This is a genomic window from Vibrio sp. CB1-14 (assembly GCF_040412085.2).
Taxonomy (GTDB): domain Bacteria; phylum Pseudomonadota; class Gammaproteobacteria; order Enterobacterales; family Vibrionaceae; genus Vibrio; species Vibrio chaetopteri.
In genome coordinates, this window is record NZ_CP115920.1 from 1,923,085 (window position 1) to 1,941,479 (window position 18,395).

Annotated in this window: 1 protein-coding gene; it reads right to left on the minus strand. The window is 47.6% G+C overall.

Annotated features, from left to right (window positions below; genetic code table 11):
* Positions 1-18: 18 nt before the first annotated feature.
* On the minus strand, positions 19-18,078 hold the full coding sequence (locus tag PG915_RS08700) for a tandem-95 repeat protein (RefSeq protein WP_353496167.1): 18,060 nt from the start codon (positions 18,076-18,078) through the stop codon (positions 19-21).
* Positions 18,079-18,395 lie beyond the last annotated feature (317 nt).

Genomic DNA, 18,395 nt, shown 5'->3' on the forward strand with positions numbered 1-18,395 from the left:
AAGTTGGCCGCAGTCAGATCATCGCCATCTACATCTGACGCTTGTGACAGACAGTTGGTCTTGAGTTAGAGTGATTGAACCGTCTTCATCGACTGAGTACGCTAAGTCACCAGAGACTGGCGCATCGTTCACTGCGATGACATCAATGCCAGCTGTCGTATCGGCAGTAGCGCCGTCTTCATCAACCACGGTCACATCAAGACTTACGTTACCGTTGAAGTTTTCATTCGGGGCGAAGCTGTATGTGCCATCACCATTGTCGGTAAAGATACCGTCTGTGCCTGAGTACGACACATCATCAACACTCACCTCGCCTTCAACATCACTTGAGTTCGCAAGCAATTGGTCGTCAGAGATGGTGATGATGCCGTCTTCGTTGACTGAGTACGTCGTTGAACCGGCTACTGGGATATCGTTGACAGACTCAACCGTCACGTCAATGTTGGCTTCAGTAGTCGTCGTACCGTCGCTGACTGAGAAGTTTAAGTCCACTTCACCATTGAAGTTCTCGTTTGGTGCGAAGGTATAGGTACCGTCACCATTGTCGGTGAACACACCTTCCGTGCCTGAGTAGCTGACATCTGCAACAGACAGGTCATCGCCATCGATATCGGAGGCACCCGCTAGAAGCTGTTCGTCAGTAAAGGTCAATGAACCGTCTTCTTGGATGGTGTAACCCAAATCTTCCACGACTGCCGCATCATTTACTGGGTTAACAGTCAGGTCTGCGTTAGCCACGATGGTGTCGGTGCCATCAGAGATATCGAAGCTTAGGTCAATGTCACCATTGAAGTCCGCATCTGGTGTGATGGTGAATGAACCATCGTCATTAGCCGTTACCGTAGCGTTATCACCTGCAGTTAGATTTGCTGCTTCAAGCTCATCGCCTTCAACATCGCTAGCTTGAGCTAGAAGTTGTTCTTGAGACAATGTAATTGAGCCGTCTTCATCGACGCTATAGGCCAAATCACCAGATACTGGTGCATCGTTGACTGCAATAACGTCAATGCCTGCCGTGGTATCCGCTGTCGCCCCATCCTCATCTACAACAGTGACATCAAGACTGATATTGCCATTGAAGTTCTCATTCGGTGCGAAGCTGAACGTGCCATCACCGTTGTCGGTAAGTATGCCGTCCGTACCAGAGTAAGAGACATCATCAACAGCCACCTCACCCTCCATATCCGAGCTATTAGCTAGCAGCTGGTCACTGGTAATGGTGATGATGTTATCTTCGTCAACGCTGTAAGTCGTCGCTCCCGCAACCGGCAAGTCGTTTACTGAGATCACGTCGATACCAGCCGTTGTATCCGCTGTCGCTCCGTCTTCATCGACAACAGTAACATTTAGGCTTACGTCACCGTTGAAGTTCTCATTTGGTGAGAAGGTATAGGTGCCATCACCATTGTCTGTGAACACACCATCAGTACCGGTATAGGTGACACTATCTACAGCGACATCTCCTTCAACATCAGAGCTGTTGGCAAGCAACTGTGCGTCGCTGATGGTGATGCTTCCATCCTCATCAACGCTATAGCTTGTTGCACCGGCTACTGGAACATCGTTGATTGGCACGACTTGGACATCGATATTGGCCAAGACCGTATCCGTTCCATCACTTACGTCGTAGGTAAGATCAACATTACCATTGAAGTTTTCATTTGGCGCGAAGGTGTAAGTGCCATCGCCATTGTCAGTAAAGACACCGTCAGCTCCTTCATAGTTTACTGACTCAACAGTTAAATCGTCGCCGTCGATGTCGGTTGCGCCAGCGAGTAATTGTTCGTCAGTAAAGGTTAGCGAGCCATCTTCATTAATGGTGTAGTCGTGGTCGTAAATGACAGACAAGTCATTCACAGCCGTCACCGTAACATCGAGTTCCGCTGGGGTAACACCACCGTTGCCGTCGTCAACGTTGTAGCTGATTGAGAACTCACCGTTAAAGTTTTCTTCCGGCGTAATGGTATAGGTACCATCACCGTTGTCAGTGATGATCGCGTTTTCAATAGCGATATCACCGATGCTTGGTTCATTACCGTCAGTTTCTTCGCCAGAACCTGTTTCTTCGGTATCACCGGCAACGACTTCTGAGATATCAATGCCATTGTCGGCCGCAGCGGCTTCTTCAGACGTTGGTAGTTCAAAGTTAGTGACTGAGCTTACGTCTTGGCTCGGTACTATCACGCCATCGACGATGTCAAACACATGCCAGTGATCACCTTGTGGGTTGTCTGGCAGATCCGGTGTGAAGGACTGAATCAGTGTATCACCAACAAAGATTTGAACTTGGACATCTTCTACGCCGTCCACATCCCAACTGCGACCGCTGTAGTTGTGCACTGAATAGTGCATATTCATGTCTTCATAGTTTGGAATGGTAATCGTTTCTGGGCCATTGCCATTCACATCATCGACATCTTGTGCGACGCGGTCACCTGACTCTTGGGTGTAGCTCATATCTCGATAGTAGATATGGTCTAGCTCTTGCCCTGAATCTTGATCGTACAACCATAGGTGGTTGTCAAGATCTCGAGGATCATCTCCCCAAGTCACCACCACACGCATATCGGCGTCATCTAGGACTTCAGATATTGCGGTTACACCACTGTTGGTCTCTTCTCCTGCTGGAACTACAAAGCTTGTCGTAATTGAGCCCTCTTGCTCAATAGTGACTGTACCTTCATTAACAATCGAGCCGCTAACTGAATAGCTACCCGAGTCATTGGTTACGGTGGTGTAGCTATTACCCGCACCGTCATTCAGCGTAACTTCAGCGCCGGACACTGGATTACTGGTTTCCGCATCCAGCACGGTGCCAGTCACTGTTGTATTATCGCCCTGCTCTCCAATGATGGCTGTCATGTCATCATCTTCGATATCAGTTGCGAACTGCAATAGCTCCTCTTGAGTGATGGTATAAGAGCCATCTTCCTCAATCGTAATGGCTACATCAGCAGAGACAATTGGCGCATCATTCACTGGATCAACTGTTAAGCCGAGGTTGGCTGCAATTGGAGTGTCACCATCACTGATACTATAGGCCACATCGATGTAACCATTGAAGTTCTCATCTGGCGTGATGGAGAAAGTACCATCGCCATTGTCAACAATGGTTGCATTGTCAGCTACCAAGCTGTCTGCAGTGAGTGCATCTCCCTCGATATCAGCCGCATTGGCAAGCAATTGCTCTTGAGTAATCGTAATGGTGTTGTCTTCATCAACATTAGCGTAAACATCTGAAGTAGTTGGAAGATCGTTGACTGGATTGACCGATAGATCGGCATTAGCAACAATGGTTTCTGTGCCATCCGAGATATCAAAGCTCAAGTCGATGTTGCCGTTAAAGTTGGCCTCTGGTGTTACCGTAAAGGTACCATCACCATTATCAACCACGGTCGCGTTGTCGCCAGCAGACAGGTTAGCGGCTGTGAGGTCATCTCCATCCACGTCTGAAGCCTGAGACAGCAATTGCTCTTGGGTTAACGTAATCGAACCATCTTCGTTGATGTTGTACGCCAAGTCACTGGAGACTGGCGCATCATTAACCGCAATTACATCAATACCTGCTGTGGTATCGGCGGTTGCACCATCTTCGTCAACAACTACGACATCAAGCGACACGTTGCCGTTGAAGTTTTCATTTGGCGCGAAGCTGTAAGTACCGTCACCATTGTCTGTGAAGATACCATCTGTGCCAGAGTAAGACACATCGCTGACACTCACGTCCCCTTCAACATCAGAGCTATTAGCAAGCAACTGATCATCTGAAATGGTAATCACGCCATCTTCATTCACTGAGTACGAGGTAGAGCCTGCTACTGGAAGGTCATTAACAGATTCGACCGAGACATCAATGTTGGCCTCTGTTGTCGTTGTGCCATCACTAACAGAGAACTTAAGATCAACATCACCGTTGAAGTTTTCGTTCGGAGCAAAGGTATACGTGCCGTCACCGTTATCGGTGAATACACCATCAGTACCTGTGTAAGTAACATCCGCAACAGATAGGTCATCACCGTCAATATCAGATGCGCCCGCTAGAAGTTGCTCGTCAGTAAACGTCAGTGAACCATCTTCTTGAATGGTGTAGCCAATATCTTCCACAACCGCGGCGTCGTTCACTGGGTTAACCGTTAGGTCGGCACTAGCCACTATAGTGTCGGTGCCGTCAGAGATATCGAAGTTTAGGTCAATGTCGCCATTGAAGTCTGCATCTGGTGTGATAGTGAATGAGCCATCTTCGTTGGCCGTAACTGTGGCGTTATCACCCGCTGACAAGTTCGCTGCAGTAAGGTCATCACCCTCGATATCACTTGCTTGAGACAGTAATTGCTCTTGAGTCAGCGTGATCGAACCGTCTTCATCAACAGAGTAAGCTAAATCACCTGAGACTGGAGCATCATTAACCGCGATGACATCGATACCCGCAGTGGTACCCGCTGTTGCGCCATCTTCATCAACAACGGTTACATCAAGCGATACATTGCCGTTGAAGTTTTCATTTGGTGCGAAGCTGTAAGTGCCATCACCGTTGTCAGTGAAGATACCATCTGTACCTGAGTAAGACACATCATCAACGTTGACTTCACCTTCCACATCAGAACTGTTCGCAAGAAGCTGTTCGTCTGAGATGGTAATAATGCCATCTTCATCGACTGAGTATGTGGTAGAGCCAGCAACAGGAATGTCATTGACCGACTCAACTGTCACATCAATATTCGCTTCAGTGGTGGTTGTGCCATCACTGACAGAGAAGCTTAAATCAACTTCACCATTGAAGTTCTCGTTTGGTGAGAAGGTATAGGTGCCATCACCGTTGTCAGTGAACACACCTTCTGTGCCCGAGTAGCTGACATCAGCAACAGACAAATCGTCGCCATCAATGTCAGATGCACCCGCTAGAAGTTGCTCATCAGTAAACGTTAGTGAGCCATCTTCTTGTATGGTGTAGCCAACATCTTCCACAACCGCAGCGTCATTCACTGGGTTCACCGTAAGGTCAGCGTTAGCAACAATAGTGTCGGTACCATCAGAGATGTCGAAGCTTAGATCAATGTCGCCATTAAAATCAGCATCTGGAGTAATGGTGAATGAGCCATCTTCGTTGGCAGTCACTGTCGCATTATCGCCTGCGCTTAAGTTAGCCGCAGTCAAATCATCGCCGTCTACATCTGAAGCTTGAGACAGCAGTTGTTCTTGAGTCAGTGTGATAGAACCATCTTCGTCGACGCTGTACGCCAAGTCACCAGAGACTGGTGCATCATTAACTGCAATGACTTCTACACCTGCAGTTGTCTCTGCTGTCGCACCTTGTTCATCCACAACAGTGACGTCAATCGAGACCTCACCGTTGAAGTTTTCATTAGGTGCGAAGCTGTATGTGCCATCACCATTGTCGGTAAAGATACCGTCTGTACCTGAGTACGAAACATCAGAGACCGCGACATCGCCCTCGACATCAGAGCTGTTGGCAAGCAGCTGCTCGTTAGTGAACGTGAGAATGTTATCTTCGTCAACACTATAAGTCGTTGAACCAGCGACTGGTAAATCATTGACTTCAGTTACTGTGATATCAATATTCGCAGGGGTGATTTCCGTGCCATCAGATACTTCAAACAAGAGGTCGACTTCACCACTAAAGTTCTCGTTTGGAGCAAAGGTATAAGTACCATCACCGTTATCTGTAAATACCCCTTCTGCGCCATTGTATGTGACCGATTCAACGCTGAGGTCATCACCATCTACATCGGTGGCATTGGCGAGTAATTGCTCGTCAGTAAAGGTGAGCGAGCCATCTTCTTCCATGGTGTAGGCCACATCTTCAACAATCGCCGCTGCATCGTTAACTGGATTAACAGTCAAGTCGATATTAGCGACCGTTGAGTCTGTACCATCAGTGACAGAGAACGTTAGGTCGATATCACCATAGAAGTCCGCGTCTGGTGTGATAGTGAATGAACCATCCTCATTGGCGACAACGGTAGCATTACTTGCAGCGGTGACATCTAGAGCAGTAAGATCGTCCCCCTCAACATCGGAAGCTTGAGACAATAGTTGCTCTTGAGTAAGCGTGATCGAGCCGTCTTCATTAATGCTGTATGCCAAGTCACCAGAGACTGGCGCATCATTAACAGCGATGACTTCGATGCCAGCCGTTGTTTCTGCCGTTGCACCATCTTCATCTACTACGGTTACATCTAGCGATACATTACCGTTGAAGTTTTCATTTGGCGCAAAGCTGTAGGTGCCGTCACCGTTATCCGTGAAGATACCATCTGTGCCTGAATAAGAAACATCGTCAACCGCAACCTCACCTTCAACATCTGAGCTGTTTGCTAGAAGCTGGTCATCGGAGATGGTGATAATGCCATCTTCGTCAACCGAGTACGTAGTTGAACCTGCAACTGGAATGTCGTTGACAGACTCTACGGTAACATCGACGTTCGCTTCAGTCGTTGTAGTTCCATCGCTTACTGAGAAGCTCAAATCCACTTCACCATTGAAGTTCTCATTTGGTGCGAAGGTATAGCTGCCATCACCATTATCGGTAAACACACCTTCCGTGCCTGAGTAACTGACATCGGCGACAGACAAGTCATCGCCATCAATGTCCGATGCGCCGGCTAATAGCTGCTCATCAGTAAAGGTTAATGAACCATCTTCTTGAATGGTATAACCCACATCTTCAACCACTGCAGCGTCGTTAACAGGATTGACTGTTAAGTCTAGATTTGTTGATACGATCTGGTCGCCATCGCTGACATCGAAGCTAAAGTTGACATCGCCATTGAAGTCTGCGTCAGGCGTGATAGTGAATGTACCATCGCCATTATCCACGACTGTGACATTTTCATCTTCTGTGCTCAAATTAAGCGCAGTTAGAGCATCGCCATCGAGATCGTTGGCATTCGCCAGTAACTGCTCTTGAGTAATGGTAATGGAGCCATCTTCGTCGACTTGTGCAGAGACCGAATCTGATTCAGGTGCATGGTCAACTTCAAAGTTAACAACTTGAATCGTACTCGCTTCATCGTCGTTAGAAAGTTCTGTTGCGGTCGCTTTGATTTCTAACGCAGTGGAGCCTGTATAGTCCTCTGGGAAGGTAATTTCGATGTTTTGATCGATGACAAGCGTTGGAAGCACGGCTGTACCATCTTCACCAATAACGATCTCACCCTGCAAGATTTGGCTGTTGGTTTCACCGACGTCTACGGTAAAGGTGAAGTCATCATAGTCACGATCACCACCGCCATAGAGATCTTCGATACCATAAACAATCTCGCCATCATCATTTAACGTTGTTCTGGTATGTTCAACGCCATCTTGGTTCAGGTTGGTATTCGTACCACCATGGAACACCGAGTCTCCAAATTGACTTTGGATAACGGTTTCATTGCCATCAGGATCAATATGAACCAGTTGCGGGTCGACAGAATCAATGGTGGCTGGATTGCCATCTGCATCGCGGAACATAAAGGTTCCATCTTGCATCGAGTCGAAGTCATTGCGATTGAAGCCATTCGGAATAACGAACAGGTTAAAGCTTTCGCCTTCTTCTACTTCAAACGTGATTGACGATTGACCAGGAATCAAGTCGCCACCGGAACCTACTTGGGATGCGTTCTCAAACCCAATGTTTACGTCGGTAATATTGCCATCTTCATCGACAGTGTAGTAACCAGCCGTATTTTGGAAACCAGCGCCTTCACCTTCGAAAGTGACAGTGATATCCGTGGTTTCATAACTCGTAATACCGCCAGACTGGTCATCAAGTACACCCTCGTTGTCATAGCGAATCACAGTACCTTCTGGTAAGCCGCCGACTTCCAGTGTTAGTGTCTCAGACAAATCTTGGTCTACAAGCGCAGCACCGATGTTTAGTTCAGTGGTGCTACCAGGTTCGACAACAATAGCCTCATCTGTGACAGTGTCACCATCACCAGTGGTCACCTCCAAGTCTGGTGCATCGGCAACCGCTTCGACATTCACACCGATAGTTTGGGCAACTTCAGCTTCACCATCTGAAACGGTAAAGCCAATATCTAGATTGCCGCTAAAGTGCTCTTCCGGCGTAAAGGTATATGTGCCATCTCCATTATCGACGAGAGATCCTTCATCACCGCTGTAACTCACATCAGTAATACTCAGCTCATCACCTTCGACGTCTGTCGCTTGAGCTAGAAGCTGCTCTTCCGTGAAGACAAATGTATTGTCTTCCTGAATATCAACGTTAAGCGGAGCAACGTCCGGTGCGTCATTGACTGGATTAACCGTCAGTGTAAGCTCGCTGGTTGTATCTAGCTCACCGTCAGAGACGTTGTAGCTAAACACGATATCGCCATTGAAATCTTGTGACGGCGTAACACTATACGTACCATCACCATTATTGACGATTGTTGCGTTCGGGTCGTTAGTCTCAAGGTTTTCTGCAACTAAGAAGTCACCGTCTCTATCAGTTGCGTTTTCAAGCAGCATATCTTGTGTAACCAAGATAACACCATCTTCATCCATTTCCGCGACAACTGGTTCTGCTTCTGGCGCATCATTGACAAACTGAACTTTCAACGCGATGTCAGCGGTAACCGTATCAGTGCCGTCACTAACATCAAACGTAAGACCTGCACTACCGCTATAATCAGGCGCTGGCGTTAAGGTATAAGTACCATCACCATTATCGGTTACTGATACATTTGGATCATCGGAGTTGACGTTGACGACAGTCAAATCATCACCCTCAACGTCAGTTGCTTGAGCAAGCAACTCTTCTGCTGTCACAATGATCGATTCATCTTCCAAGACATTGAATGATAAATCGGGGACATCTGGTGTATCGTTGACTGGCGTTACGGTTAGGTCTAACTCGGTGCCTACTGTAGCGATTCCGTCTGTAACATCATAAGTGAAGTCGATATCGCCATAAAAGTCTTCACTTGGGGTGATAGTGAAACTACCATCCTCATTTTGAACAATGGTGGCGTTCTCATCGTTCGTACTTAGGTTGACTGCGGTGAGATCGTCGCCATCAAGATCACTCGCGTTAGCAAGCAACTCTTCTTGAGTGATAGTGATGGTGCCATCTTCTTCTACCGTAGCAGATAGTGGTCCTGTTACTTCTGGACCAACGTTGGAGTCAACGACATCAATATTCAGTGAGCTTGGCGCCGATGCTTGGCCATCACTGATATCAAACGACAATGAGACATTGCCAGTGAAGCCTTCAGATGGTGTGAAGCTGAAGGTATTGTCGCCATTATCAACCAGTGTGCCATCCAATTGATTGGTTAGGACAAGGTTTTCAACATGTAAGATGTCTCCATCAACATCAGTCGCACCGCTTAACAAACTCGATGTACTAATTGTGATGGTGCCATCATTCAGCATATCCAAATTCAGCGGAGCCCCAGGAACAGGAACGTCGTTCACTGGAATGACGGCTAAATCAATTTGGTTCATAGTGACGTCTTCGCCATCACTCACACCAAAGCTGAGGTCCACATCGCCATTAAAGTTTTCATTTGGAACGAATGTGTAAGTACCATCTCCGTTATCGGTTAACTCACCACTGTCCCCGTTGTAGCTGACGTTGTAGATGCTTAACTCATCACCTTCGATATCTGAAGCATTCGCAAGCAGATCTTCATCGGTAAACGTGATGGAGTTGTCTTCTTCGGTACTCAGGATAACTGGACCAGATACCACTGGCGCATCATTTACTTCTGCGAAGTTGATGTGGATAGTATTATCGTCAACCAACTCGCCGTCGGTGACTTGATACGTTAGGTCAATATCACCAGAGAAGTTTTCGTTTGGTGTAACTGTCCAAGTGCCATCACCGTTGTCGGTTAAGGTTGCATTGTCATCTTCGAGAGCTAAGTTGATGATATCAAGTTCATCACTATCGATATCACTGGCTTGTGCCAATAACTGTTCTTCGGTAATGACGATAGAAGCAAAGCCATCTGCTCCTTCTTCTGTCGTGGTTACGGCTGGCAAGTCAGCAGTTAGATCGATCTCTTGATCGCCCTCACGAACATTCAGACTAATAGTTTCCGTAACTTCTGTACCGTCGATACCGATAGACGTAAATACGACATCGTCAGGTAGTGTCTGAGAAACAGACATGTTTTGAACAACGTAAGTACCGTTACCTTGAATAGTACCGAGTTCGAAACGAGCCACAGGTTCATCAGTCGTTAGCGTATATTCGTGCTCATAACTATTACGATCATCTTTGTGGTAAGTTTCAGAGTCTATGAGATTTCCATCCGCATCAAACGCGCGGATCTCAACCTCTGTGAAGTGTCTAGACTCTTCCATAAACCAGCCACCTAGACCATCTAGATTGAAACTGATTTCGTTGATGTCCTGACCTTCTACTGTGACGACAAGTTGTTCATCACCACTTAGGCCTTGTCTGTCAGTATCCCCAATACCGTGACCAATATGGGTGTTGCCGTTCCAAGCGCCAAGTGGACCATCGGTACTTTGTGTGATAACGGTTAAGTCACCATCGGTAAATTGGCGAGTATGAGAATCAACTTCATCACCCCAGTCGCTGACTTTAGCGTTGTCATCAAAGGTACCTAGCTGCGTCGTTGATGTAGAATCCGCTACCGCTGTTTCATCCGGTACAAAACGAATCTCAGTGTCTGGAGAAACTTCTTGCCCAACTTCCAGAGTGACCCACTCATCTTCAATGTTTGCTTGAACAATACCGAATTCAGGTTGTTGGTCGAGGCGAATCGCTGGCTCTTCGCGCATACTCACGCCAACAGTTTGATCTTCTTCCGCTTGAATGTAAATTTCATCCCCTGCATCAGGTGCGTCATTAACTGGATTGACAGTAAGATCTAAGGACGTTACAACATTCTCGTCACCATCAGAAACGGTGTAAGTGAAGTCCAACTCACCATTGAAGTTTTCTTCTGGAGTGATAGTGAACGAGCCATCTTCGTTCTGAACGATTTCTGCTTCAGTACCAAACAGTTGCAAGTCACTTGCAACTAGATCGTCGCCGTCTATATCCGAGGCATTCGCCAATAATTGTTCTTGAGTGATGGTGATACTGTTATCTTCATCTACCTGAGCGACAATACCCGATACTTCCGGAGCATCGTTAACTGGGTTAACGGTTAAACCACCCGTTGCAACAATAGTCTCTGTGCCATCTGAGATATCGAAGTTGAGGTCAATTTCTCCATTGAAGTTATCATCTGGCGTGATGGTAAAGGTACCATCGCCGTTATCAATTACCGTAGCATCTCCACCCACACTTAGATTGGAAGCCGTTAAAGCGTCCCCATCTACATCTGATGCTTGAGCAAGAAGTTGTTCTTGGTTTAGCGTAATTGAGCCGTCTTCGTCAACCGAGTACGCGACGGTACCAGAGACAGGTGCATCGTTCACTGCAATAACGTCAATGCCTGCAGTGGTTTCAGCAGTTGCACCGTCTTCGTCTACCACGGTGACATCAAGAGAGACATTACCGTTGAAGTTTTCGTTTGGTGCGAAGCTGTAAGTACCGTCACCGTTATCAGTAAAGATGCCGTCTGTGCCAGAGTACGACACATCATCAACCGCGACTTCGCCTTCTACGTCAGAGCTGTTTGCTAGAAGCTGCTCATCAGAGATGGTGATGATGCCATCTTCATCGACTGAGTATGTCGTTGAACCAGCCACAGGAATGTCGTTGACAGACTCTACTGTCACATCAATGTTGGCTTCCGTAGTAGTTGTACCGTCGCTCACTGAGAAGCTTAGGTCGACTTCACCATTGAAGTTCTCGTTTGGTGCGAAGGTATACGTACCGTCACCATTGTCGGTGAACACACCTTCTGTACCTGAGTAGCTCACGTCGGCAACAGATAGGTCATCGCCGTCAATATCTGATGCGCCAGCGAGAAGCTGCTCATCCGTGAAGGTTAACGAACCATCTTCTTGGATGGTATAACCCACATCTTCCACAACCGCTGCGTCATTCACTGGGTTCACAGTCAAATCTGCATTAGCCACGATGGTGTCGGTGCCATCTGAGATGTCGAAGCTAAGGTCAATGTCGCCATTGAAGTCCGCATCTGGAGTGATGGTGAATGAGCCGTCTTCGTTCGCTGTTACAGTTGCATTGTCACCCGCACTTAAGTTGGCGGCTGTTAGGTCATCACCTTCTACGTCTGATGCTTGTGATAGAAGCTGCTCTTGTGACAATGTCACACTTCCATCTTCATCAACACTGTATGCCAGGTCACCGGATACCGGAGCATCGTTGATAGGAAGTACATCAACGTTAATAACGGTTTCAACGGTGGCACCATCTTCATCTTGAATGGTAACGTTCAATTGAACTTCGCCATTGAAGTTTTCATTTGGCGCAAAGCTACAAGTACCATCGCCGTTGACTGAGAAGATACCGTGTGATCCATCGTAGCTGATACCCACTAGCGATACATCGCCTTCTATATCAGAAGCATTGCCGAGGACTTGAGATTCACTGAATGTCAGTACGCTATCTTCGTCAATGGTGTATGACGTTGGTCCTGCAATTGGTGGATCGTTAACCTCTATAACAGTTAAACCAGCGCTCGTCTCTGCTGTCGCTCCGTCTTCATCTGCAACAACTACATCAAAGCTAACCTCACCCGAGAAGTTCTCATTTGGCGAGAAGGTATACGTACCATCACCGTTATCAGCAAAGACGCCATCAGTTCCAGAGTAAGAGATATCCTGAACAGAAACGTCGCCTTCTACATCGGAGCTGTTAGCCAATAACTGCTCGTCAGTAATGGTAATTGAGTTGTCTTCTTGTACTGAATATGTGGTTGAACCGGCTACTGGAATGTCGTTGACCGACTCAACCGTCACGTCAATGTTGGCTTCCGTAGTAGTCGTACCGTCGCTGACTGAGAAGTTTAAGTCCACTTCACCATTGAAGTTCTCGTTTGGTGCGAAGGTATAGGTGCCGTCACCATTGTCGGTGAACACACCTTCCGTGCCTGAGTAGCTGACATCGGCAACTGATAGGTCATCGCCATCGATATCGGAGGCTCCCGCTAGAAGCTGTTCATCCGTGAAGGTCAACGAACCGTCTTCTTGGATGGTGTAGCCCACATCTTCCACAACTGCGGCGTCATTCACTGGATTTACAGTGAGGTCAGCATTCGCGACGATGGTGTCGGTGCCATCTGAGATGTCGAAGCTAAGGTCGATGTCACCATTGAAATCCGCATCTGGAGTAATCGTGAACGAGCCATCTTCGTTGGCCGTCACTGTCGCGTTGTCACCTGCTGATAAGTTAGCCGCAGTCAGATCATCGCCGTCTACATCTGACGCTTGTGACAATAGTTGCTCTTGAGTCAGTGTGATTGAACCGTCTTCATCAACCGAGTACGCCAAATCTCCTGAGACTGGCGCATCGTTCACTGCAATAACATCAATGCCAGCTGTGGTATCGGCAGTAGCGCCGTCTTCATCAACCACGGTCACATCAAGACTTACGTTACCGTTGAAGTTTTCATTCGGGGCGAAGCTGTATGTGCCATCACCATTGTCGGTAAAGATACCGTCTGTACCTGAGTAAGACACATCATCAACCGCCACGTCACCTTCTACATCTGAGCTGTTCGCTAGAAGTTGCTCATCTGAGATTGTAATGATGCCATCTTCATCGACTGAGTATGTCGTTGAACCGGCTACTGGGATATCGTTGACAGACTCAACGGTCACGTCAATGTTGGCTTCTGTGGTCGTTGTACCGTCGCTCACTGAGAAGCTTAAGTCGACATCACCATTGAAGTTCTCGTTTGGTGCGAAGGTATACGTGCCGTCACCGTTATCTGTGAACACACCTTCTGTGCCTGAGTAGCTGACATCAGCAACTGACAAGTCATCACCATCGATATCGGAGGCTCCCGCTAGAAGCTGTTCATCCGTGAAGGTCAACGAACCGTCTTCTTGGATGGTGTAGCCTACATCTTCCACGACTGCTGCATCATTCACTGGATTCACAGTGAGATCCGCGTTAGCTACGATGGTGTCGGTGCCATCTGAGATGTCGAAGCTTAGGTCAATGTCGCCATTGAAGTCCGCATCTGGAGTGATGGTGAATGAGCCGTCTTCGTTCGCTGTTACAGTTGCGTTATCGCCTGCGCTTAAGTTGGCCGCTGTTAGATCATCGCCGTCTACATCTGAAGCTTGTGACAATAGTTGCTCTTGAGTCAGTGTGATTGAGCCGTCTTCATCGACTGAGTAAGCCAAGTCTCCGGAAACTGGGGCGTCATTAACAGCAATAACCTCGATACCTGCTGTGGTATCCGCGGTAGCGCCGTCTTCATCAACCACGGTCACATCAAGAGAGACATTACCGTTGAAGTTTTCGTTTGGTGCGAAGCTGTAAGTACCGTCACCGTTATCAGTAAAGATGCCGTCTGTGCCAGAGTACGACACATCATCAACCTCTACTTCACCTTCAACATCACTTGAGTTAGCAAGCAATTGGTCGTCAGAGATGGTGATGATGCCACCTTCATCGACTGAGTATGTCGTTGAACCAGCCACAGGAATGTCGTTGACAGACTCTACTGTCACATCAATGTTGGCTTCAGTGGTCGTTGTACCGTCGCTCACTGAGAAGCTTAGGTCGACTTCACCATTGAAGTTCTCGTTTGGTGCGAAGGTATACGTACCGTCACCATTGTCGGTGAACACACCTTCTGTACCTGAGTAGCTCACGTCGGCAACAGATAGGTCATCGCCGTCAATATCTGATGCGCCAGCGAGAAGCTGCTCATCCGTGAAGGTTAACGAACCATCTTCTTGGATGGTATAACCCACATCTTCCACAACCGCTGCGTCATTCACTGGGTTCACAGTCAAATCTGCATTAGCCACGATGGTGTCGGTGCCATCTGAGATGTCGAAGCTAAGGTCAATGTCGCCATTGAAGTCCGCATCTGGAGTGATGGTGAATGAGCCGTCTTCGTTCGCTGTTACAGTTGCGTTATCGCCTGCGCTTAAGTTGGCCGCTGTTAGATCATCGCCGTCTACATCTGAAGCTTGTGACAATAGTTGCTCTTGAGTCAGTGTGATTGAGCCGTCTTCATCGACTGAGTAAGCTAAGTCACCAGAGACTGGAGCATCATTTACTGCGGTGACATCAATGCCGGCAGTCGTTTCAGCGGTTGCGCCGTCTTCATCTACAACAGTCACATCAAGACTTACATTGCCGTTGAAGTTTTCATTTGGTGCGAAGCTGTAAGTACCATCACCGTTGTCAGTAAAGATGCCGTCTGTACCTGAGTAAGACACATCATCAACCGCCACGTCACCTTCGACGTCAGAGCTGTTTGCTAGAAGCTGCTCATCAGAGATGGTGATGATGCCATCTTCGTTAACTGAATATGTGGTTGAACCAGCCACTGGAATGTCATTAACGGACTCAACGGTTACATCAATGTTGGCTTCTGTCGTAGTCGTGCCATCACTTACTGAGAAGCTTAAGTCGACTTCTCCATTAAAGTTTTCGTTCGGTGCGAAGGTATAGGTGCCGTCACCATTGTCGGTGAACACGCCTTCGGTGCCTGAGTAGCTGACATCAGCAACTGATAGGTCATCGCCATCGATATCGGATGCGCCAGCAAGAAGTTGTTCGTCAGTAAAGGTCAACGATCCATCTTCTTGGATGGTGTAACCCACATCTTCCACAACTGCAGCGTCATTCACTGGATTCACAGTAAGGTCTGCATTAGCCACGATGGTGTCGGTGCCATCAGAGATGTCGAAGCTAAGGTCAATGTCGCCATTGAAGTTCGCATCTGGTGTGATGGTGAATGAACCATCTTCGTTGGCTGTTACGGTCGCGTTATCGCCTACGCTTAAGTTAGCCGCAGTTAGATCGTCGCCGTCCACATCGGACGCTTGAGACAATAGTTGTTCTTGAGTAAGAGTAATCGAGCCGTCTTCATCAACCGAGTAAGCTAAGTCACCGGAGACTGGTGCATCGTTCACTGCGATGACATCAATACCAGCAGTAGTTTCAGCGGTTGCGCCGTCTTCATCCACAACAATCACATCAAGACTTACATTGCCGTTGAAGTTTTCGTTTGGTGCGAAGCTGTAAGTACCATCACCATTGTCAGTAAAGATACCGTCTGTGCCTGAGTAAGACACATCTTCAACCGCCACGTCACCTTCGACGTCAGAGCTGTTTGCTAGAAGCTGCTCATCAGAGATGGTGATGATGCCATCTTCATTGACAGAGTATGTAGTAGAGCCTGCTACTGGTATGTCATTAACAGACTCAACAGTGACATCGATATTCGCTTCAGTGGTCGTTGTACCGTCGCTCACTGAGAAGCTTAAGTCGACATCACCATTGAAGTTCTCGTTTGGTGCGAAGGTATACGTGCCGTCACCGTTGTCGGTGAAGACACCTTCGGTGCCTGAGTAACTCACATCCGCAACAGACAAGTCATCGCCATCGATATCGGAGGCGCCTGCTAGAAGCTGCTCATCCGTGAAGGTTAACGAACCGTCTTCTTGGATGGTGTAACCCACATCTTCCACAACTGCAGCGTCATTCACTGGATTCACAGTGAGATCCGCGTTAGCTACGATGGTGTCGGTGCCATCTGAGATGTCGAAGCTTAGGTCAATGTCGCCATTGAAATCAGCATCTGGAGTGATGGTGAATGAGCCGTCTTCGTTCGCTGTTACAGTTGCGTTATCGCCTGCGCTTAAGTTGGCCGCTGTTAGATCATCGCCGTCTACATCGGAAGCTTGCGATAACAGTTGGTCTTGAGTCAGTGTGATTGAGCCGTCTTCATCGACTGAGTAAGCTAAGTCACCAGAGACTGGTGCATCATTTACTGCGATGACATCAATGCCTGCAGTAGTTTCTGCGGTTGCACCGTCTTCATCTACAACAACGACATCTAGGCTGACATTACCGTTGAAGTTTTCGTTTGGTGCAAAGCTGTACGTACCATCACCATTGTCAGTGAAAATACCATCTGTACCTGAGTAAGAAACGTCGCTGACGGAAACGTCTCCTTCTACATCACTTGAGTTAGCTAACAACTGAGCATCGCTAATTGTAATAATGCCATCTTCGTTAACTGAGTAAGTCGTTGATCCCGCGACAGGTAAATCATTAACGGCTTCGACAGTCACATCAATATTGGCCTCAGTAGTTGTAGTTCCATCGCTGACAGAGAAACTAAGGTCTACTTCGCCATTAAAGTTTTCATTTGGAGAGAAAGTGTATGTGCCATCACCATTGTCGGTGAACACACCATCGGCACCCGTGTAAGTTACATCGGCTACGGTAAGATCATCGCCGTCGACATCGGTTGCACCCGCTAACAGCTGCGCATCAGTAAATGTTAGCGAACCATCCTCCTGGATGGTATAAGCAACATCTTCAACTTCTGCCTCATCGTTCACATCTTCGACCTGGATTTCGAACGTTTGCTCGGTTGTCTCAGAGTCAAAGTCGTCATCCAATCGCTCTTGATTTAGGTTGGCTTGCTCGCCTTCGTCAAGAACGTTGACCTCAAATGTTTCACTGTCAGTTTGCGTGTCAAAATCATCACCTTCGCCAGCCCTAGCAGCAGGTGAAGCCGCTGATGCTTGCGGTGCGCCAGAAGCTTGCTGAGTTTGCCCTTCAGCGTCACTGCCGCCATCTGAGCCTTGGGAATCTTGGCCACCTACACTTTGCGCGCCAGCTCCTGCGCCACCAGCGCCACCAGAACCCGAATCAGCGCTAGCGCCCTCGTCTGTCATCTGACTATCAACAACACCTGACTGAACACCCTCGGACGAAGCTGCTTCACTATCTACAGCCTGAGCAGATTGCTCACCACCGGAATCATCACCTTCACTTGACGCACCGGCACCACTGGGATCATCTTCCATTGCTTGGTTAGCGTCGTCAGCGGCATCGGCAGCATCTGCCCCAGTCGCTATGGTTGTTGCTATTGTGTTTTGTTGGTTTTGCTGAGCCTGTTGCTGCTCCGTACCATCATTACCGGTTTCTACTTGTTCGACCGCATCATTGAGAGGGTTGTTTTCGTTGTTGTCAGCCATGTTGCCTCCGTCGCGTTGTCAGCTTTTAAAATCAGACACTTCCTAGAAACTCAGTAAAGGACAACAAACACGAAAGACAAGGCAATTTTTGCGAAAAAAAAGCAAAAAGTTTAGGTGACATAATTGAAATTTATACGTACCAGAAATATTTAGCTAAGCAACTAAACACAAACTACAGATTAACAAGGAATTTTTTTGAAAAATGAGCATTAATATACTTAGCTATTAGTTAAGGTGATATTTGTGCAATCTAAACCTAAGACGCTGTTATCACGTATATTTAATACTATAGTTTAGGTTGTTGTCCGGGAGGCGGT

What these genes read in the sequence shown, in the direction of transcription:
- PG915_RS08700 (WP_353496167.1), bottom strand. Translation starts at nt 18,078, where the DNA reads ATGGCTGACAACAACGAAAACAACCCTCTCAATGATGCGGTCGAACAA.